The organism is Actinomyces provencensis (assembly GCF_900155435.1).
GTDB classification, from domain to species: domain Bacteria; phylum Actinomycetota; class Actinomycetes; order Actinomycetales; family Actinomycetaceae; genus Pauljensenia; species Pauljensenia provencensis.
Map to the genome: position 1 here is coordinate 1872254 of NZ_LT700212.1, position 16432 is coordinate 1888685.

Here is a 16432-nt window from a genome sequence, read left to right on the forward strand (position 1 = left end):
CGTGACCGAAGAGGCCTCCAGGGGCCGACGACATTCAGTGACGTGTGCCAGCAGCGACGGCACCGATCACTGAATCTCGCCGGAACCAGCTCTTGTCGCGCTGACAGCGGGCACCTGTCCGACAGCTCCAGCGGCCGAGTCCTGAAGCCCCACGGTGCAGCACGCAGCCGGAGCGGCACGCCGGCACCAGGGCGCCCGGTTGGCGCGATGTCGGCACACCACAGCACACGGTGGGCGCGAGGCGGGCCCCCACAGCTAGGCCATGTCTCCTATGTCTTGAGCCATTGGAGGATGGCGTGGAGGACTGTGGCTGAGCGGTAGGTGGTGGCGAGCTTGTCGTATCTGGTGGCCAGTCCCCGCCATTGCTTGACGCTGTTGAAGGACCGCTCGACCACGTTGCGGCCCTTGTAGGCCTCCACATCGAGGCCAGGTGGTCTGCCGCCCTGGGAGCCCTTCTTCTGGCGGGCGGCGATCTCGTTCTTCTTCTGGGGGATCACCATCTTGATGTGGCGGGCACGCAGGTAGCGGCGGTTCACACCTGAGGTGTACCCGCGATCCGCCAAGACCACCTCGGGTGTGGTGCGAGGCCTGCCGGTAGGCCGAGGAACATAGATGTCTTCCAGGGTGTCCTTGAGCATCACGCCATCGTTGCGTTGCCCGCCAGTGACCACCATGGCGAGTGGGAGGCCGTGTCCGTCCACGACCTGGTGGATCTTCGTGGTCAACCCGCCTCGGGACCGACCAACGCCGTGACCTGCGGGTTCATCCTCCCCGGTGGGAGATTTCTTGTAGTTCGATCGCGCCCCCTGTGTCCTGCTCGGGGCGTTTGGTGTTGGTGGCGTGCTGGTGAGCGCGATTGATCGTCGCATCGATGCTGACCGCCCAGTCCACCTCACCTCGCGTGTCCGCCTGGGAGATGACGTGGGAGAGCACATGGTCCCACACGCCTCGGCGTGCATACGAGCGATGCCTCTTCCACACCGTCTGCCACGGCCCGTACTGCTCCCGAGGTAGGTCCCGCCACGGGATCCCCGTGCGATACCGGTAGATGATCCCGTTGACGATCCTCCGGTTGTTGGTGAACGGGCGGCCCTTCCTGCCCTCGTTGGACGGCAGGAGCGGCTCCACCACCGCCCACTGCTCATCCGTCAAGGCCTCAAACCGGGTCAACTCACTCACCTGGCCAGTATCGGGCAAGCCGAACTCCACATATAGGAGACACGCCCTAGCTGTTGCCGCGGTGTCGGCGCACCACGGTTCGCAGTCGGAGTGGTGCCGGCACACCACAGCACAATGGCGGCGCGGCGCGTTCACCCACCATCACAGGGAACAGAGAAGGGGCCGGGTGCGACGATCACGTCGCACCCGGCCCCCAACCGGTCCCGCCCTCGTCGGAGGGCGGGGTCAGATCACTTCTCCTCGGCCTCCTCGGCCGCGGTGGCTGCCTCGCCGGCGGCCTCTGCAACCTCGTCAGCCTCGTTGGCCTTGGCCAGGTCGCCGACCTCGCGGGCCTCCTCGGCACGCTCGAAGGCGGCCTCGGCGGACTTCTCGGCGTCCTCGGCCACGACTGACGCCTCGGCCTCGGTCTCGGCGGTCTCGGTCTCGGCCTCAGCCTCCTCGGCGGCGTCGACCTCCTTGCCGGCCTCCGCGGCCAGCTCGTCGGCCTCGTTGGACTTGGCCAGGTCGCCGGNCACCACGGTTCGCAGTCGGAGTGGTGCCGGCACACCACAGCACAATGGCGGCGCGGCGCGTTCACCCACCATCACAGGGAACAGAGAAGGGGCCGGGTGCGACGATCACGTCGCACCCGGCCCCCAACCGGTCCCGCCCTCGTCGGAGGGCGGGGTCAGATCACTTCTCCTCGGCCTCCTCGGCCGCGGTGGCTGCCTCGCCGGCGGCCTCTGCAACCTCGTCAGCCTCGTTGGCCTTGGCCAGGTCGCCGACCTCGCGGGCCTCCTCGGCACGCTCGAAGGCGGCCTCGGCGGACTTCTCGGCGTCCTCGGCCACGACTGACGCCTCGGCCTCGGTCTCGGCGGTCTCGGTCTCGGCCTCAGCCTCCTCGGCGGCGTCGACCTCCTTGCCGGCCTCCGCGGCCAGCTCGTCGGCCTCGTTGGCCTTGGCCAGGTCGCCGGTCTCGCGGGCCTCCTCGGCACGCTCGTCAGCGGCGACCTCGGCCTCGGCGGCCTCGGCAGCGGCGGCGTTGTCCTCGGACTCCTCGCGCGCAGCCTTGGCGGCGGTGCGGTCGGCGACGGAGACGACGGCCTTCTTCTCGACCTTCTCCAGGACGAGCTCGATGCGCATCATCGGCGCGTTGTCGCCCTTGCGGTTCCCGACGCGGGTGAGGCGGGTGTAGCCGCCTGCACGCTCGGGGTCGATCGCGGGGGCGATGACGTCGAACAGCTCGTAGACCGCGTCCTTGCTGGGCAGGGTCTTGGCCACGGTGCGACGGGCGTGCATGTCGCCGCGACGGGCCTTGGTGATCAGCTTCTCGACGAAGGGCTGCAGGGTCTTCGCCTTGGCCTCGGTCGTGGTGATCGCGCGGTGCTCGATGAGCTGCGTGGACAGGTTCGCCAGGATCAGCTTCTGGTGGGCCGGGCTACCACCCAGACGGGCGCCCTTCTTGGGGGTGGGCATTGTGTCTCCTACGGAATGTGAAGTGACTGAGTACGACGGGCCGGGTCAGAAGGACTGGTCGTCGCTGAACTGGATGGAACCCGAGTCCTCGTCGTCGGGGCCCGAGGGCAGCGCCGAGTCCTTGAGGGTCATGCCGAGGGCCGCGAGGGCCTCCTTGATCTCCTCGATGGACTTGGTCCCGAAGTTGCGGATGTCGAGCAGGTCGGCCTCGGAGTGGGCCACGAGCTCGCCGACGGTGAGGATGCCCCGACGACGCAGCGCGTTGTAGGAACGCGACTGCAGGTTGAGGTTCTCGATCGGCAGGGCGAGGTCCGCGGCCAGGGTCGCGTCCGTGGTCGAGGGACCGACCTCGATGCCCTCCGCCTCCTCGTTGAGCTCACGCATGAGCCCGAACAGCTCCACCAGCGTCTTGCCGGCCGAGGCCAGGGCGTCACGCGGGCTGATGGCCGGCTTGGTCTCCACGTCGATGACGAGGCGGTCGAAGTCGGTGCGCTGCTCGACACGGGTCGCCTCGACCTTGTAGGTCACCTTGAGGACGGGCGAGTAGATCGAGTCGATCGGGATGCGGGAGATCTCCGCCTGGGGATCCTTGTTCTGGGCGGCGGAGACGTAGCCGCGGCCACGCTCGACCGTCAGCTCGATCTCGAGCTTGCCCTTCTCGTTCAGGGTCGCCATGTGCAGATCGGGGTTGTGGACCTCGACGCCTGCGGGCGGGGTGATGTCACCGGCGACGACGGGCCCGGGGCCCGCCTTGCGCAGGTACATGACCACCGGCTCGTCGTTCTCCGAGGAGAGGACGATCTGCTTGATGTTGAGGATGATCTCTGCGACATCCTCCTTGACCCCTTCGATGGTGCGGAACTCGTGGGGCACACCGTCGATGCGGATCGAGGTGACTGCAGCCCCGGGGATCGAGGAGAGCAGCGTCCGACGCAGGGAGTTCCCCAGCGTGTAGCCGAAGCCGGGCTCGAGGGGCTCGAGGGTGAAGCGGGAGCGGAAGTCGCTGACCTTCTCCTCGGTCAGGATGGGTCGCTCTGCAATGAGCACGTCTTGGTCCTTTCTTCCCGGCGACCGCCATATGACGCCGGATAGGGTTCCCGCTCGCGCGGGACAGGGGGTGATGGGTGGGCGGGGCGACGTCGGGCACGACGTGCCCCGACCCACTCAGACGTGGGGGTGCTGGCACACCCCTCGCACGCTCTCAGACGCGACGGCGCTTGGGGGGACGGGCGCCGTTGTGCGCCTGGGGAGTGACGTCCTGGATGGACCCGACCTCGAGGCCGGCGGCCCCGAGGGAGCGGATCGCGGTCTCACGGCCGGAGCCGGGACCCTTGACGAAGACGTCGACCTTCTTGACCCCGTGCTCCTGGGCGCGACGCGCGGCGGCCTCGGCGGCCAGCTGTGCGGCGAAGGGGGTGGACTTGCGGGAGCCCTTGAAGCCCACCTGGCCGGAGGAGGCCCAGGCGAGGACGGCCCCGGTGGGGTCGGTGATGGAGACGATCGTGTTGTTGAACGTGGACTTGATGTACGCGTTGCCGTGCGTGACGTTCTTGCGCTCCTTGCGACGCGGCTTGCGTGCCGCGGAGGCGGAGCGGGTGGTCTTGGCTGCCATGTGTTTCAGTTCCTTCTGGGTCGATGCGCCGGGGCTCGGGGCCCCCGGACTTGTCCGTTACTTCGCGGCCTTCTTCTTGCCCGCGACGGTGCGCTTGGGACCCTTGCGGGTGCGAGCGTTCGTCTTGGTGCGCTGACCGTGGACGGGCAGGCCACGACGGTGGCGCAGGCCCTGGTAGGAACCGATCTCGATCTTGCGGCGGATGTCTGCCTGCACCTCACGGCGCAGGTCGCCCTCGACCTTGTAGTTGCCTTCGATGTAGTCGCGGAGCTTGACCATGTCCTCTTCGGTCGCGTCCTTGACCCGGACGTCAGGGCTCACGCCGGTGGCCTCAAGGGTCTCCGCGGCGCGGGTGCGTCCGACTCCGTAGATGTAGGTGAGCGCGATCTCGAGCCGCTTCTCGCGGGGGAGGTCGACGCCGGCAATACGTGCCATCTTGTTGCTCCAGTGGTTCTCGGAGGCCGTCACACCGCCATCCGGACTGTCGTCCGGCCCCGGCCTCCGAACCGGGGGTCCCGCGCGAGCGCGGCTGGTGGTGTGCTGTCGAGCTGTCGCCCGAGGTGCTGCTGCAGTGCGGGGCTCAGCCCTGGCGCTGCTTGTGTCGCGGATTGTCGCAGATCACCATGACGTTGCCGTGGCGACGAATCACCTTGCACTTGTCACAGATCTTCTTGACACTCGGCTTGACCTTCATGGGTGTTTACCTCCGCCGCGCGGACGCGGCAGTCTCGTGTCGGCTTACTTGTAGCGGTAGACGATGCGACCCCTGGTGAGGTCGTACGGGCTGAGCTCGACCACGACGCGGTCCTCAGGCAGGATGCGGATGTAGTGCTGCCGCATCTTGCCGGAGATGTGGGCGAGCACGACGTGCCCGTTGCCCAGCTCCACGCGGAACATCGCATTCGGCAGGGCCTCGACAACCGTGCCCTCGATCTCGATGACGCCGTCCTTCTTCGCCATGTCCTCCGTCTAACCTCTGCAATATGGATGGGTCCACGGTCCGGGGACCGTGGCGGGAACGCACCGACGCCCAATACTTGCGCATGGGTGTGCAGGCGCGCACGCCCGACTGTCCACTGTACGGCATCGGCGCTGATCCCGGTAGCGCAGGGCGTGTCAGGTCCCTCACGGGCGCGGGCCCGGCGGGCTCCGTCGCGGTGACGACGCATTGACGAGGGCGTGTCCCGGGACATGCCGGGTCGGTGCAGCCCAGCTGGACACCGGAGGCGCTGTGCCCGGTCCGGTCCCGGTTGGGACACCGGGTCCGCGCTGAGATCCACGCTCCGGGTCGGGATACCGGGTTCTGCGCGTGGATCTCGCCGTGGGCCGTGGATCTCGCCGTGGGCCGTGGATCTCGCCGTGGGCCGTGGATCTCACCACCGACCGTGGATCTCGACGCAGGACCTGGTCCGCGTTCGGCCCCGCCTACCGACCCCGTCAGTCCAGACTGACAGGCGTCACGCCGTAGGGCGCCAGGCCTGCCGCGCCGGAGTCGGGGGCCGTCAACACGCTCACGCCGTCCTCCAGCAGGGCGATGGTGTGCTCCCAGTGCGCGGCGTCGCCGCCGTCCAGGGTCTTCACCGTCCAGTCGTCGCCCAGGGTCACGTTCTCGATGTCGCCGGTGACCAGCATGGGTTCCACGGCCAGGACCATTCCCGGGCGCAGCCGCGGTGAGATCCCGCGCGCCCGGTAGTTGAGCACGTCCGGCTCCTGGTGCATGGCGGTGCCGATGCCGTGGCCGGTGTAGTCCTCGATGATCCCGGCCTCCCAGCCGTCACGCAGGGCGTGCTCCTCGACGACCCTCTCCACGGCGTCCCCCACCGCGGACAGGCGTCGGGCGGATGCCAGTGCGGCCAGCGCCGCCCACATGGACTCCTCGGTCACGGCGTTGAGCTGGCGCCGACGCTCGGTGCCCGCCTCGTCGCCACCGATGATCATGGTGAAGGCGGCGTCCCCGTGCCACTGGCGGCCCTCGACCTCCAGGTAGGCACCGCAGTCGAAGCTGACGATGTCCCCCGCCTCCAGGACCCGGTCGTCCGGAATCCCGTGCACGACGGTGTCGTTGACGGAGATGCACACGGTGGCCGGGTAGCCGTAGTACCCCAGGAAGTTCGACTTCGCCCCGTGGGAGGAGATCACCTGCGCGGAGACCTCGTCCAGGGAACGCGTCGTGACACCGGGCACGGCCGCCTCGCGCAGCGCGCGATGGATGTCGGCCACGACCAGGCCGGCGCGACGCATGTGGCGGACCTGCTCCCGGGTCTTGAGCTGGATGCGCGACACCGCTCTCAGTGCTCCTCGGGGTTCGACTCGGCGCCGCAGCACTCGCCCTCGCCCTCGGGGTGGGCAGCAGCCCACTCGTCGACGTGGGGCTCCTCGTACCCCTCCCCCGCGGCGACCGCGGAGTCGATGATGGCGAAGATGCGCTCGGAGACCTCGTCCACGGTGCCCGTGCCGTCCACGACCTCCAGGAGGTCCTGGTCGGCGTAGTAGGTGGCCATCGGCTCCGTCTGGGCGTGGTAGACCTCGAGGCGGTGACGCATGACGGGCTCGGTGTCGTCCGCGCGGTGCTGCTCGTCGGCACGTCGCAGCATGCGGGCCACGACCTCGTCCTCGTCGACCTCGATCTCCAGGACGACGTCCAGCGTGCGTCCCAGGTCCGCGAGCATGTCACGCAGGGCGTGTGCCTGGTCGAGGGTGCGCGGGTAGCCGTCCAGCAGGAATCCGGGAGCGGTGTCGGGCGCTGCGAGTCGTGCGCTCACCATGGGGTCCGTGACCGTGTCGGGGACGAACTCCCCGCGGTCGATGTAGGACTTGGCCAGCTGGCCCAGCTCGGTGTTCTCGGTGATGTTGGCGCGGAAGATCTCGCCGGTGGAGATGGCGGGGATCCCGAGGCGCTGGGAGATGCGGGCGGCCTGGGTACCCTTGCCGGCTCCGGGGGGGCCGAGCAGGACGATGGTGGTCATCGCAGGAATCCTTCGTAGTGGTGTTGCTGGAGCTGGGTGTTGATCTCCTTGACCGTCTGCAGGCCGACGCCGACGATGATCAGCAGCGTGGTGCCGCCGAAGGGCAGCTGGGTGTTGGACAGGTTGAGGGGAATCATCAGCAGGGAGGGCAGCAGGGCCACGATCACCAGGTACAGCGCACCGGCGGTCGTGATCCGGTTGATGACGAAGCGCAGGAACTCGGCGGTGGGTCGCCCGGCGCGGTAGCCGGGGATGAAACCGCCGTAGCGCTTCATGTTGTCCGCGACCTCGTCAGGGTTGAAGGTGATCGAGGTGTAGAAGAACGCGAAGAAGAGGATCAGCACCGAGTAGATCGCCAGGTAGGGCGCCGACTGGTGGTTGAAGTTGGCGGAGATCCACTGGACCCAGCCCTCCGTCTGGTCACCGAACTGCGCCACCATCGGCGGCAGGGCGAGCAGCGAGGACGCGAAGATCACGGGGATGACGCCCGACATGTTGATCTTCAGCGGGATGTAGGTGGTGGAGCCGCCGTACTGGCGCCGCCCGACCATGCGCTTGGCGTACTGGACGGGGATGCGACGCTGGGACTGCTCGACGAAGACGACCGCGATCGCGATCACCAGGATGATCAGCACGATGACGGCGACCTTGCCCCAGCCGCCACCCTGGCCGATGGAGAACAGGTGCGCCGGCAGTGTGGCGGTGATGGAGGTGAAGATCAGCAGGGACATGCCGTTGCCGATGCCGCGCTCGGTGATGAGCTCGCCCAGCCACATGATGACCGCGGTGCCCGCCGTCATGACGATGAGCATGATGAGGAAGCCGGTCACCGAGCGGTCGGAGATGATGTCGGCCGTGCAGCCCGGGAACAGCTGGCCCGAGCGCGCCAGGGAGATCATGGTGGTCGACTGCAGGACGCCCAGGAAGATCGTCAGGTAACGTGTGTACTGCGTCAGCGTCGACTGCCCGGTCTGGCCCTCCTTGTGGAGGTCGTCGAAGCGCGGGATGACCACGCGCAGCAACTGGATGATGATCGAGGCCGTGATGTAGGGCATGATGCCCAGCGCGAAGATCGACAGCTGCATGAGTGCGCCACCGGAGAAGAGGTTCACCAGGTCCAGCAGCGACGCCTGGTCCTGCTGCGCCAGGCACTGCCCGATCGCGACGGAGTCGACCCCGGGTGTGGGGATGAACGACCCCATCCGGAAGAACCCCATGATCATGAGGGTGAACAGGAGCTTCCGACGGAGGTCGGGGGTGCGGAATGCCTGTGCGAACGCGCTGAACACGGCTTCCTCCTCTGTGTGATGGCCCCCGGACGGGGGTGGTGGCGACCTCGGACAGCCTACCCGAGAACGTCTGGGGTCCTTGCATGCCACCCATTGACGAGGGCGGCCCCCTCCCGCTCGTGGACCGTCGCGCGGGGGGCGTGGCGAAAGGGGGTGGTCCGGGGAACTCCCGGACCACCCCCTCCCTGTCGGGTCAGCGCACCGTGACGGTGCCGCCGGCCTTCGTGACCTTCTCCTCGGCGGAGGCCGACCAGGAGTCGACCTCGACCTCGAACTTCGAGGTCACGTCGCCCGAGCCCAGCAGCTTGACGGGGTGTCCCGCCCGCACTGCGGAGCGTGCGACGAGGTCCTCGACGGTGACCTTGCCGCCCTCGGGGAACAGCTCCTGGAGCTTCCCGAGGTTGACGACCTGGTACTCGACGCGGAACGGGTTCTTGAACCCGCGCAGCTTCGGGAGGCGCATGTGCAGCGGCATCTGGCCGCCCTCGAAACGCGCCGGGACCTGGTAACGGGCCTTGGTGCCCTTGGTGCCGCGACCGGCGGTCTTGCCCTTGGATGCCTCACCACGACCCACGCGGGTCTTCGCCGTCTTGGCGCCGGGCGCCGGACGGAGGTGGTGGAGCTTGAGGACCTGGACCTTCTCGGTCGTGGCCTTGTCCTTCTTGGACGTGGAGTCCGCCATGGTCAGTCGACCTCCTCAACGGTGACCAGGTGGCGCACCGTGAGGACTGCGCCGCGGATGGCGTCACTGTCCTCACGCACGACGTCCTGGCCGATCTTGCGCAGCCCGAGGGTGCGCAGCGTGTCCTTCATGTTCTGCTTCGCGCCGATCGTGGACTTGACCAGCGTGATCCTGAGGTTCGACATCACTCGCTCACCCCTGTGGCGGCCTTGGTGGCCTCGGCGTCCTCCGCCTTGGCGCGGGCCTCGGCCTCGCCCTCGGCGCGGGCACGCAGCATGGAAGCCGGTGCGACGCGCTCCAGCGGGAGCCCACGGCGGGCCGCGACGGCCTCCGGCTGCTCCAGCTGCTTGAGGGCGTCCACGGTGGCGTGCACGATGTTGATCGAGTTGCTGGAGCCCAGGGACTTGGTCAGCACGTCCTGGACACCGGCCGCCTCGAGCACGGCGCGCACCGGGCCGCCGGCGATGACGCCGGTACCGGGTGAGGCCGGGCGCAGCAGCACGACGCCGGCGGCGTCGCTGCCCTGCACCAGGTGGGTGATGGTGCGGCGGACCATGGGGACGCGGAAGAAGCTCTTCTTGGCCTCCTCGACCCCCTTGGCGATGGCCATGGGGACCTCCTTGGCCTTGCCGTAGCCGACGCCCACTGTGCCCTCGCCGTCGCCCACGACCACCAGTGCCGTGAAGGAGAACCGACGTCCACCCTTGACGACCTTGGAGACGCGGTTGATCGTGACGACGCGCTCGATGTACTGGTTCTTGTCCTCGTTGCGACGGTTGTCGCGGCGGTCCCCGCGTCCACCCCCGCGACGGTCACGACGCTCGCCGTCGCGCTCGCTGCGCTCGGGGCCGCCCTGACCACCCGTCCTGCCTCGCTGCGGTGCAGCCATCAGATGCTCTCTCTTTCCTCAGTCGCCATCACAGCTCGAGTCCACCCTCGCGGGCGGCCTCCGCGACAGCCGCGACGCGGCCGTGGTACTTGTTGCCGCCGCGGTCGAAGACCACTGCCTCGATGCCGGCAGCCTTGGCGCGCTCGGCGACCAGGGTGCCCACGCGGCGGGCCTTGTCGACCTTGGTGCCCTCGGACGCGAGGATGTCATCCTCCATCGTCGAGGCCGAGACCAGGGTGTGACCGGCGTTGTCGTCCACGAGCTGGGCCACCATGTGGCGGTTGGAACGGGTGACGACCAGGCGGGGGCGCTCGGCGGAGCCGGCGACCTTCTTGCGCAGGCGCTGGTGACGACGCTTGCGCGCGACGACCTTGCCCTTGCCCTTGACGCTGTACGCCATCACTTACCAGCCTTTCCGACCTTGCGGCGGATGTTCTCGCCCACGTAGTGGATGCCCTTGCCCTTGTAGGGCTCCGGCTTCTTGAGCTTGCGGATCCTCGCGGCGGTCTCGCCGACCAGCTGCTTGTCGATGCCCGCGACCGTGAACTTGGTCTGGGAGTCGACGGTGAACTCGATGCCCTCGGGGGGCTCGACGGGGACCGTGTGGGAGAAGCCCAGGGAGAACTCCATGCCCTTGCCCTTGGGGACCACGCGGTAGCCGGTTCCGGTGATCTCGAGCTGCTTCTTGTAGCCCTCGGTGACGCCGGTGATCATGTTGGCGATCAGGGTGCGGGTCAGGCCGTGGAGCGAACGCGAGGAGCGCTCGTCATCGGGACGCGACACCTGGACCTGGCCGTCGGCCACGTCCACCGTGAGGGGGGCTGCGACCGAGTGGGTCAGCTGGCCCTTGGGGCCCTTGACCGTGACGGTCGAGCCGTCAACCGTGACCTCGACGTTCGAGGGGATGGTGATGGGATTCCTACCAATACGCGACATCGTTCAGGCTCCTCATCACCAGACGTAGGCGAGGACTTCCCCGCCCACGCCCTTGTCGGCCGCCTGGCGGTCCGTCAGCAGGCCGGAGGACGTGGACAGAATCGCCACGCCCAGGCCGCCGTGGACCTTGGGCAGGTTGGTGGACTTTGCATACACGCGCAGACCGGGCTTGGAGACGCGCTGCAGGCCCTCGATGGCACGCTCGCGGTGCGAGCCGTACTTGAGGGTCAGCGTGAGCGTCTGCCCGACGCGGGCATCCTCGACCGAGGTGGAGGCGATGTAGCCTTCCTCGACCAGCATGCCGGCAATCGCGACCTTCAGCTTCGACGACGGCATGGAGACCGTGTCGTGGTGCGCCGAGTTCGCGTTGCGCAGACGCGTCAGCATGTCTGCAATCGGATCAGTCATTGTCATGGGGGACTTATCCCCTTCCTCGTCGCGGTTTCCGCCGGGCGGACCCGGGACCTACGACGTAGTGATTACCAGCTGCTCTTGGTGATGCCGGGGAGTTCGCCCTTGAGGGCGAGTTCACGCAGGCACACGCGGCAGAGTCCGAACTTGCGGTACACCGAGCGCGGGCGACCGCACCGGTTGCACCGGGTGTAGCCGCGCACGGCGAACTTCGGGGTGCGCGCGGCCTTGATCTTGAGGGACGTCTTGGCCATGTGGTCAGTCCTCCTTGAAGGGGAAGCCGAGGTGACGCAGGAGGGCGCGGCCCTCCGCATCCGTGGTGGCCGAGGTGACGACCGTGATGTCCATGCCGCGGACGCGGTCGATGGAGTCCTGGTCGATCTCGTGGAACATGGACTGCTCGGTGAGGCCGAACGTGTAGTTCCCGTTGCCGTCGAACTGCTTCGGGGAGAGTCCACGGAAGTCACGGATACGGGGCAGCGCGGTGGAGAGCAGCCTGTCGAGGAACTCCCACATGCGGTCGCCACGCAGCGTGACGTGGGCACCGATGGCCTGGCCCTCACGCAGCTTGAACTGCGCGATGGACTTCTTGGCCTTCGTGGTCACGGGCTTCTGGCCGGTGATCAGCGTGAGGTCGTGGATGGCGCCCTCGAGTGCCTTGTGGTCGCGGGCGGCCTCGCCGACACCCATGTTGACGACGATCTTGACCAGACCGCCGACCTCCATGACGTTGCCGTGCTTGAACTCGTCGCGCAGGGCCTGGCGGACCTCGGACTGGTACTTCTCCTTGAGACGCGGGGCCATGCTCAGATCTCCTTGCCCTGCTCGATGCCGCGCGCTGCGCCGCCACGGGTCACGCGGACCCGGACGGTGCGGGTGCGACCGTCGCGCTCGACGGTGTCCTCGCGGAAACCGACGCGCACGCGCTGCTTGGTGTCGGGATCGACCAGGGCGATCTTCGACAGCGAGATGGGTGCCTCGACGGTCTCGATGCCGCCGGTGGAACCCTGGGTCTGGCCCTGGCGCACGTGGCGGGTCTTGAGGTTCACGCCCTCGACGAGGACCTTCTCCTCAGCGGGAAAGACCTTGATGACGCGACCCTGCTTGCCCTTGTCGCCGGGCTTGAGGGGCTCGAGCCCCTCCTCCTGGCGGCGCGCGTTGCGCTCCGCCAGCTTCTTGTCGTCCGATGTGCGTCCACGGACGACCTCGACCAGGTCACCCTTGCGGATCTTCGCTGCCATCAGATCACCTCCGGGGCGAGAGAGACGATTCGCATGAACTTCTTGTCGCGCAGCTCGCGGCCCACGGGGCCGAAGATGCGCGTTCCACGGGGCTCGCCATCGCTCTTGAGGATGACGGCCGCGTTCTCGTCGAAACGGATGTAGGAACCGTCGGCACGACGGGTCTCCTTGCGCGTGCGCACGATGACCGCCTTGACGACCTCACCCTTCTTGACGTTGCCGCCGGGGATGGCGTCCTTCACGGTCGCGACGATCGTGTCGCCGATTCCCGCGTAGCGCCGACCCGAGCCACCGAGAACACGGATGGTCAGGATCTCCTTGGCACCTGTGTTGTCGGCGACCTTCAGTCGCGACTCCTGCTGGATCATTTTGTGTGACTCCTGTCGTCGAGCCGGTTCTCAGCTCGGTGGGTGTTCCCCCACCGGCCGAGCCTGGCCGAACGGATGATGGTCTGGTGGACGAAGGTCACTTCGCCTTTTCGAGGATCTCCACGACCCGCCAGCGCTTCGTGGCGGACAGCGGCCGGGTCTCCATGATGAGGACCAGGTCCCCGACGTGGCACTCGTTGGCCTCGTCGTGCACCTTGACCTTCTTGCTCTTGCGCATGACCTTGCCGTAGAGGGCGTGCTTGACGCGGTCCTCGATCTCGACGACGACGGTCTTGTCCATCTTGTCGCTGGTGACGTACCCGCGACGGACCTTGCGGTCGTTGCGCACGTCCTGGTCGGTGCTCTCGGACACTCGACTCACTCCTCGGTGCTCGGGGCGGTGCGGAAGCCAAGCTCCCGCTCGCGCGCGATGGTGTAGATGCGGGCGATGTCACGACGCACGGTCTTCATCCGGCCGTGGTCCTCCAGGGAGCCCACGGCCTGGGAGAAGCGGAGGTTGAACAGCTCGGCCTTCGACTTCTCCAGCTCCTTGGACAGCTGGGCGTCGTCCATGGCGTCGAGGTCGGCGGTGGTGAGTCCCTTCTCTGCCATCAGATGTCACCACCCTCTCGGACCACGAAACGGGTCTTCATCGGAAGCTTGTGCTGGGCGCGGCGCATGGCCTCACGGGCCAGGTCCTCGGTGACGCCACCCAACTCGAACATGATGCGTCCGGGCTTGACGGGGGCGACCCACCACTCCACGGCACCCTTTCCGGAACCCATGCGGGTCTCGGCGGGCTTCTTGGTCAGCGGGCGGTCGGGGAAGATGTTGATCCACACCTTGCCACCGCGCTTGACGTGACGGGTCATGGCGATACGGGCCGCCTCGATCTGGCGGTTGGTGACGTAGGCGCCCTCAAGGGCCTGGATCCCGTAGTCACCGAACGCCAGTTCGGTTCCACCCGAGGCCGCACCGGTGCGGTGCGGACGGTGCTGCTTGCGGTACTTGGTCCGCCGGGGAACGAGCATCGGGCTCAGGCCTCCGTTCCGGTCTCAGCAGCCGCGGGCTGGGCCTCGGGGGCCTGCTGCTGCGGCTGGGCGTTGTCCTGGGGACGACCACCACGGCGCGGGCCGCCACGGCGCTCGCCGCGACGTCCGCCACCGCGCGTCTGCTGCTCCGCCTGCTGGCGGGCGTACTCGCGCTCGGTGATGTCACCCTTGTAGATCCACACCTTGACGCCGATGCGTCCGAAGGTGGTGCGGGCCTCGTGGAGGCCGTAGTCGATGTTGGCGCGCAGCGTGTGCAGCGGCACGCGTCCCTCGCGGTAGAACTCGGAGCGGCTCATCTCGGCGCCGCCCAGGCGGCCGGCCACCTGCACGCGGATGCCCTTGGCACCGGCGCGCTGGGCGGACTGGATGCCCTTGCGCATCGCGCGGCGGAAGGACACGCGGGCAGCGAGCTGCTCGGCGATGCCCTGGGCCACGAGCTGGGCATCCATGTCGGGGTTCTTGACCTCGAGGATGTTCAGCTGGACCTGCTTGCCCGTGAGCTTCTCCAGGCTCTGGCGGAGACGGTCCGCCTCGGCCCCGCGACGCCCGATGACGATGCCCGGGCGGGCGGTGTGGAGGTCCACGCGCACGCGGTCACGGGTGCGCTCGATGTCGACCTTGGAGATCCCGGCGCGCTCGAGGCTCTCGGAGAGCGTCTTGCGGATGGCCACGTCCTCGGCCACGTAGTCGGCGTAACGCTGACCCTTGGTCGTGGAGTCGGAGAACCAGTGGGACCGGTGGTCGGTGGTGATTCCCAGTCGGAACCCGGTGGGGTTGACCTTCTGTCCCATTACAGGTCTCCCTTCTTCTTGTCGTCCTTGGTGCCCACCACGATGGTGATGTGGCTGGAGCGCTTGAGGATCCGGCCGGCGCGCCCCTGGGCACGCGGGCGGAACCGCTTCATCGTCGGGCCCTCGTCGACGTAGGCCTCCAGGACACGGAGGTCCGCCTCGTCGAAGGTCTCCCCGGCGAGCTCGGCCTTGACCTTGGAGTTGGCCACGGCGCTGAGCAGCACCTTGCGGACATCGGTAGCAACGGCCTGCGGGGCGAACCGCAGAATGTCGGCGGCCTCCAGGGCGGCCTTGTCGCGAACCTCGTTCACGACACGGCGAGCCTTCTGGGGCGTGACGCGAACATAACGCGCCTGCGCCTTGGCTTCCATGAAATCTGCCTCTTCTTCCTCAGGGCCGGCTCAGCGCCGACGCCCCTTGCGGTCGTCCTTGTCGTGGCTGCGGAAGGTCCGCGTGGGAGCGAACTCTCCGAGCTTGTGGCCCACCATGGCCTCCGTGACGAACACGGGGACGTGCTTGCGGCCGTCGTGGACGGCGAAGGTCAGACCCAGGAAGTCCGGGGTGATGACCGAGCGACGTGACCAGGTCTTGATGACACTCTTCGAGCCGGTGTCGTTGGCGGCGTCGACCTTCTTGAGCAGGTGGTCGTCGACGAACGGGCCCTTCTTCAAACTGCGCGGCATTGTTCCAGCTCCCTATCAGCGCTTCTTGCCGGTCCGGCGACGACGCACGATGAGCTTGTCGCTGGCCTTGTTCGGACGACGGGTACGGCCCTCGGGCTGACCCCACGGGCTGACGGGGTGACGTCCACCGGACGTCTTGCCCTCGCCACCGCCGTGCGGGTGGTCCACCGGGTTCATGACGACACCACGGACGTGGGGACGCTTGCCCTTCCAGCGCATGCGACCGGCCTTGCCCCAGTTGATGTTGGAGTGGTCGGCGTTGCCGACCTCGCCGATCGTCGCGCGGCAGGTGATCTCGACGTTGCGGATCTCCCCGGAGGGCATGCGCAGCTGTGCGAAGCGGCCCTCCTTGGCGACCAGCTGCACCGAGGAACCGGCGGAGCGGGCGATCTTGGCCCCGCCGCCGGGCTGGAGCTCGACGGCGTGGACGACGGTGCCCAGCGGGATGTTGCGCAGGGGCAGGCAGTTGCCGGGCTTGATGTCGGCAGCGGGACCGGCCTCGATGCGGTCACCCTGGTTGAGCTTGGCGGGGGCCAGGATGTAGCGCTTGTCGCCGTCTGCGTAGTGCAGGAGGGCGATGCGGGCGGTGCGGTTCGGGTCGTACTCGATGTGTGCGACCTTGGCCGGCACGCCGTCCTTGTCATGACGACGGAAGTCGATGACGCGGTAGGCACGCTTGTGCCCGCCGCCGCGGTGACGCGAGGTCACACGACCGTTGGCGTTGCGGCCACCGGTCTTGTGCAGCGGGCGCACCAGCGACTTCTCGGGCTCGGAGCGCGTGATCTCGACGAAGTCGGACACGCTGGCGCCACGACGACCGGGCGTCGTGGGCTTGTACTTGCGGATTCCCATGATGTTCCTCTACCTCTCCAGCGGGC

26 protein-coding genes and 2 pseudogenes are annotated in these 16432 nt (G+C 68.0%); all 28 read right to left on the minus strand.

Features of this window, described 5'->3' with window-relative positions; all coding sequences use genetic code 11:
• Positions 1–269 precede the first annotated feature (269 nt).
• Positions 270–869, minus strand: coding sequence for an IS5 family transposase (locus BQ9890_RS08285; protein ID WP_078062235.1), 600 nt, complete (start codon positions 867–869; stop codon positions 270–272).
• Complete coding sequence (locus tag BQ9890_RS16905; protein ID WP_075890300.1) at positions 763–1179, minus strand: IS5 family transposase; 417 nt, start codon at positions 1177–1179, stop codon at positions 763–765. The genes BQ9890_RS08285 and BQ9890_RS16905 overlap by 107 nt, the downstream gene beginning before the upstream one ends.
• Positions 1180–2043: 864 nt before the next feature.
• Positions 2044–2634: pseudogene (gene rplQ / locus BQ9890_RS08300) on the minus strand (50S ribosomal protein L17); the annotation flags it as partial.
• 45 nt (positions 2635–2679) lie between these two features.
• Complete coding sequence (locus BQ9890_RS08305) at positions 2680–3681, minus strand: DNA-directed RNA polymerase subunit alpha (RefSeq protein ID WP_075890759.1); 1002 nt, start codon at positions 3679–3681, stop codon at positions 2680–2682.
• Positions 3682–3835: 154 nt separating this feature from the next.
• Positions 3836–4246 (minus strand): 30S ribosomal protein S11, encoded by a 411-nt coding sequence (rpsK, locus tag BQ9890_RS08310; protein WP_075890761.1) that lies wholly within the window; start codon positions 4244–4246, stop codon positions 3836–3838.
• 57 nt (positions 4247–4303) lie between these two features.
• Positions 4304–4681, minus strand: a complete 378-nt coding sequence (gene rpsM, locus BQ9890_RS08315) for a 30S ribosomal protein S13 (protein WP_075892932.1) — start codon at positions 4679–4681, stop codon at positions 4304–4306.
• 145 nt (positions 4682–4826) lie between these two features.
• Positions 4827–4940, minus strand: coding sequence for a 50S ribosomal protein L36 (gene rpmJ, locus BQ9890_RS08320; RefSeq protein WP_003790577.1), 114 nt, complete (start codon positions 4938–4940; stop codon positions 4827–4829).
• A gap of 44 nt (positions 4941–4984) precedes the next feature.
• A complete protein-coding gene (infA, locus tag BQ9890_RS08325; protein WP_043536217.1) occupies positions 4985–5206 on the minus strand; it encodes a translation initiation factor IF-1 in 222 nt (73 codons plus the stop codon).
• Between the two features lie 477 nt (positions 5207–5683).
• Positions 5684–6529: a type I methionyl aminopeptidase gene (gene map / locus BQ9890_RS08330; RefSeq protein ID WP_075890763.1), complete on the minus strand. Its 846-nt coding sequence runs from the start codon at positions 6527–6529 to the stop codon at positions 5684–5686.
• 119 nt (positions 6530–6648) lie between these two features.
• Positions 6649–7212: pseudogene (locus tag BQ9890_RS08335) on the minus strand (adenylate kinase); the annotation flags it as partial.
• Positions 7209–8501 carry a preprotein translocase subunit SecY gene (secY, locus tag BQ9890_RS08340; protein ID WP_075890765.1) on the minus strand — a complete coding sequence of 431 codons (1293 nt, stop codon included), beginning with the start codon at positions 8499–8501 and terminating at the stop codon, positions 7209–7211. The pseudogene BQ9890_RS08335 and the gene secY, both read right to left, overlap by 4 nt.
• 193 nt (positions 8502–8694) lie before the next feature.
• Positions 8695–9183, minus strand: a complete 489-nt coding sequence (gene rplO, locus BQ9890_RS08345; RefSeq protein ID WP_075890767.1) for a 50S ribosomal protein L15 — start codon at positions 9181–9183, stop codon at positions 8695–8697.
• A gap of 2 nt (positions 9184–9185) precedes the next feature.
• Positions 9186–9368 (minus strand): 50S ribosomal protein L30, encoded by a 183-nt coding sequence (gene rpmD / locus BQ9890_RS08350; protein ID WP_075890769.1) that lies wholly within the window; start codon positions 9366–9368, stop codon positions 9186–9188.
• The gene (gene rpsE, locus BQ9890_RS08355; protein WP_075890771.1) at positions 9368–10072 is read right to left on the minus strand and encodes a 30S ribosomal protein S5; all 705 of its coding nucleotides are present in this window, start codon (positions 10070–10072) and stop codon (positions 9368–9370) included. Before rpsE ends, rpmD begins: the two co-directional genes overlap by 1 nt.
• Before the next feature lie 28 nt (positions 10073–10100).
• Complete coding sequence (rplR, locus tag BQ9890_RS08360) at positions 10101–10472, minus strand: 50S ribosomal protein L18 (RefSeq protein WP_075890773.1); 372 nt, start codon at positions 10470–10472, stop codon at positions 10101–10103.
• Positions 10472–11008 (minus strand): 50S ribosomal protein L6, encoded by a 537-nt coding sequence (gene rplF / locus BQ9890_RS08365; protein WP_075890775.1) that lies wholly within the window; start codon positions 11006–11008, stop codon positions 10472–10474. Before rplF ends, rplR begins: the two co-directional genes overlap by 1 nt.
• A 15-nt stretch (positions 11009–11023) precedes the next feature.
• Positions 11024–11422, minus strand: a complete 399-nt coding sequence (gene rpsH, locus BQ9890_RS08370; RefSeq protein WP_075890777.1) for a 30S ribosomal protein S8 — start codon at positions 11420–11422, stop codon at positions 11024–11026.
• 65 nt (positions 11423–11487) lie between these two features.
• Positions 11488–11673 (minus strand): type Z 30S ribosomal protein S14, encoded by a 186-nt coding sequence (locus tag BQ9890_RS08375; protein ID WP_075890779.1) that lies wholly within the window; start codon positions 11671–11673, stop codon positions 11488–11490.
• 4 nt (positions 11674–11677) lie between these two features.
• A complete protein-coding gene (rplE, locus tag BQ9890_RS08380) occupies positions 11678–12223 on the minus strand; it encodes a 50S ribosomal protein L5 (RefSeq protein ID WP_075890781.1) in 546 nt (181 codons plus the stop codon).
• A gap of 2 nt (positions 12224–12225) precedes the next feature.
• The gene (gene rplX, locus BQ9890_RS08385) at positions 12226–12660 is read right to left on the minus strand and encodes a 50S ribosomal protein L24 (RefSeq protein WP_075890783.1); all 435 of its coding nucleotides are present in this window, start codon (positions 12658–12660) and stop codon (positions 12226–12228) included.
• A complete protein-coding gene (gene rplN / locus BQ9890_RS08390; protein WP_075890785.1) occupies positions 12660–13028 on the minus strand; it encodes a 50S ribosomal protein L14 in 369 nt (122 codons plus the stop codon). The genes rplX and rplN overlap by 1 nt, the downstream gene beginning before the upstream one ends.
• A 97-nt stretch (positions 13029–13125) precedes the next feature.
• Complete coding sequence (rpsQ, locus tag BQ9890_RS08395) at positions 13126–13410, minus strand: 30S ribosomal protein S17 (RefSeq protein ID WP_407638901.1); 285 nt, start codon at positions 13408–13410, stop codon at positions 13126–13128.
• Positions 13407–13640 (minus strand): 50S ribosomal protein L29, encoded by a 234-nt coding sequence (rpmC, locus tag BQ9890_RS08400; protein WP_075890789.1) that lies wholly within the window; start codon positions 13638–13640, stop codon positions 13407–13409. Before rpmC ends, rpsQ begins: the two co-directional genes overlap by 4 nt.
• The gene (gene rplP, locus BQ9890_RS08405; RefSeq protein ID WP_075890791.1) at positions 13640–14059 is read right to left on the minus strand and encodes a 50S ribosomal protein L16; all 420 of its coding nucleotides are present in this window, start codon (positions 14057–14059) and stop codon (positions 13640–13642) included. Before rplP ends, rpmC begins: the two co-directional genes overlap by 1 nt.
• A gap of 5 nt (positions 14060–14064) precedes the next feature.
• The gene (gene rpsC / locus BQ9890_RS08410) at positions 14065–14871 is read right to left on the minus strand and encodes a 30S ribosomal protein S3 (protein WP_075890793.1); all 807 of its coding nucleotides are present in this window, start codon (positions 14869–14871) and stop codon (positions 14065–14067) included.
• A complete protein-coding gene (rplV, locus tag BQ9890_RS08415; RefSeq protein WP_075890795.1) occupies positions 14871–15242 on the minus strand; it encodes a 50S ribosomal protein L22 in 372 nt (123 codons plus the stop codon). Before rplV ends, rpsC begins: the two co-directional genes overlap by 1 nt.
• A gap of 30 nt (positions 15243–15272) precedes the next feature.
• The gene (rpsS, locus tag BQ9890_RS08420; protein WP_043536186.1) at positions 15273–15554 is read right to left on the minus strand and encodes a 30S ribosomal protein S19; all 282 of its coding nucleotides are present in this window, start codon (positions 15552–15554) and stop codon (positions 15273–15275) included.
• A gap of 15 nt (positions 15555–15569) precedes the next feature.
• A complete protein-coding gene (gene rplB / locus BQ9890_RS08425; protein ID WP_075890797.1) occupies positions 15570–16406 on the minus strand; it encodes a 50S ribosomal protein L2 in 837 nt (278 codons plus the stop codon).
• Positions 16407–16432 lie beyond the last annotated feature (26 nt).

What these genes read in the sequence shown, in the direction of transcription:
- BQ9890_RS08285 (WP_078062235.1), bottom strand. Translation starts at nt 869, where the DNA reads ATGCGACGATCAATCGCGCTCACCAGCACGCCACCAACACCAAACGCC.
- rpsK (WP_075890761.1), bottom strand. Translation starts at nt 4,246, where the DNA reads ATGGCAGCCAAGACCACCCGCTCCGCCTCCGCGGCACGCAAGCCGCGT.
- rpsM (WP_075892932.1), bottom strand. Translation starts at nt 4,681, where the DNA reads ATGGCACGTATTGCCGGCGTCGACCTCCCCCGCGAGAAGCGGCTCGAG.
- rpmJ (WP_003790577.1), bottom strand. Translation starts at nt 4,940, where the DNA reads ATGAAGGTCAAGCCGAGTGTCAAGAAGATCTGTGACAAGTGCAAGGTG.
- infA (WP_043536217.1), bottom strand. Translation starts at nt 5,206, where the DNA reads ATGGCGAAGAAGGACGGCGTCATCGAGATCGAGGGCACGGTTGTCGAG.
- rplO (WP_075890767.1), bottom strand. Translation starts at nt 9,183, where the DNA reads ATGGCGGACTCCACGTCCAAGAAGGACAAGGCCACGACCGAGAAGGTC.
- rpmD (WP_075890769.1), bottom strand. Translation starts at nt 9,368, where the DNA reads ATGTCGAACCTCAGGATCACGCTGGTCAAGTCCACGATCGGCGCGAAG.
- rpsE (WP_075890771.1), bottom strand. Translation starts at nt 10,072, where the DNA reads ATGGCTGCACCGCAGCGAGGCAGGACGGGTGGTCAGGGCGGCCCCGAG.
- rplR (WP_075890773.1), bottom strand. Translation starts at nt 10,472, where the DNA reads ATGGCGTACAGCGTCAAGGGCAAGGGCAAGGTCGTCGCGCGCAAGCGT.
- rplF (WP_075890775.1), bottom strand. Translation starts at nt 11,008, where the DNA reads ATGTCGCGTATTGGTAGGAATCCCATCACCATCCCCTCGAACGTCGAG.
- rpsH (WP_075890777.1), bottom strand. Translation starts at nt 11,422, where the DNA reads ATGACAATGACTGATCCGATTGCAGACATGCTGACGCGTCTGCGCAAC.
- BQ9890_RS08375 (WP_075890779.1), bottom strand. Translation starts at nt 11,673, where the DNA reads ATGGCCAAGACGTCCCTCAAGATCAAGGCCGCGCGCACCCCGAAGTTC.
- rplE (WP_075890781.1), bottom strand. Translation starts at nt 12,223, where the DNA reads ATGGCCCCGCGTCTCAAGGAGAAGTACCAGTCCGAGGTCCGCCAGGCC.
- rplX (WP_075890783.1), bottom strand. Translation starts at nt 12,660, where the DNA reads ATGGCAGCGAAGATCCGCAAGGGTGACCTGGTCGAGGTCGTCCGTGGA.
- rplN (WP_075890785.1), bottom strand. Translation starts at nt 13,028, where the DNA reads ATGATCCAGCAGGAGTCGCGACTGAAGGTCGCCGACAACACAGGTGCC.
- rpmC (WP_075890789.1), bottom strand. Translation starts at nt 13,640, where the DNA reads ATGGCAGAGAAGGGACTCACCACCGCCGACCTCGACGCCATGGACGAC.
- rplP (WP_075890791.1), bottom strand. Translation starts at nt 14,059, where the DNA reads ATGCTCGTTCCCCGGCGGACCAAGTACCGCAAGCAGCACCGTCCGCAC.
- rpsC (WP_075890793.1), bottom strand. Translation starts at nt 14,871, where the DNA reads ATGGGACAGAAGGTCAACCCCACCGGGTTCCGACTGGGAATCACCACC.
- rplV (WP_075890795.1), bottom strand. Translation starts at nt 15,242, where the DNA reads ATGGAAGCCAAGGCGCAGGCGCGTTATGTTCGCGTCACGCCCCAGAAG.
- rpsS (WP_043536186.1), bottom strand. Translation starts at nt 15,554, where the DNA reads ATGCCGCGCAGTTTGAAGAAGGGCCCGTTCGTCGACGACCACCTGCTC.
- rplB (WP_075890797.1), bottom strand. Translation starts at nt 16,406, where the DNA reads ATGGGAATCCGCAAGTACAAGCCCACGACGCCCGGTCGTCGTGGCGCC.